Raw genomic sequence first — 679 nt, 5'->3', positions numbered from 1 at the left:
TGGCGACCTCTATGTGTTCCGTGGCAAAAGCGGCAAGCTGATCAAGATCCTCTGGCACGATGGGCTCGGCATGTCGCTTTATGCCAAGCGGCTGGAGCGCGGCCGCTTCCTGTGGCCGTCGTCGGCTGATGGCATAGTGACGATCACACCAGCCCAGCTTGGCTACCTGCTGGAGGGCATCGACTGGCGGATGCCGCAACAAACCTGGCGACCGCAGGCCGCCGGCTGATCGCTGGGATTTGAATCGGTAGCAGGATCGGCGGTTCGGACAGAGACCGCGTCTTGTGATTCTCTGGTCGGCGATGGGCACGGATGATTCTCTTCCCGACGATGTGACTACGCTGCAGGCGATGCTGCGCGCCGAGCGAGCGGCCCGGTTGGCCGCGGAAGCCGAGGCCCAGGCGGGGAGCTTGCTGATCGAGAAGCTCAAGCTCACGATCAAGAAGCTGCGGCACGAGCAGTTCGGACAGTCCTCCGAGCGCGGCGCATTGCTGGACCAGCTCGAGCTGCAGCTCGCTGACCTTGAGGAGAACGCGGCGCAAGCTGAGACCGCAGCGCAGATGGCAGCCGAGAAGATTGCGGTGCCATCGTTCGAGCGTCGCAAGCCAGCCCGCCGGCCGCTGCCGGAGCATTTGCCGCGGGAGCGCATTGTTTATCCGGTGCCTGCCATCTGCCCATG

2 protein-coding genes are annotated in these 679 nt (G+C 64.2%); both read left to right on the top strand.

Features of this window, described 5'->3' with window-relative positions; translation table 11 throughout:
• On the top strand, positions 1 to 229 hold a 229-nt coding region (gene tnpB / locus CWO89_RS44935), incomplete at its 5' end, for an IS66 family insertion sequence element accessory protein TnpB (protein WP_130584467.1).
• Between the two features lie 55 nt (positions 230 to 284).
• The coding region (locus CWO89_RS44930) for a transposase domain-containing protein (protein ID WP_502702962.1) at positions 285 to 679 on the top strand (395 nt) is incomplete at its 3' end.

The organism is Bradyrhizobium sp. Leo170, assembly GCF_004296405.1.
GTDB lineage: Bacteria > Pseudomonadota > Alphaproteobacteria > Rhizobiales > Xanthobacteraceae > Bradyrhizobium.
This window is presented reverse-complemented; position numbering and strand designations above follow the sequence as displayed.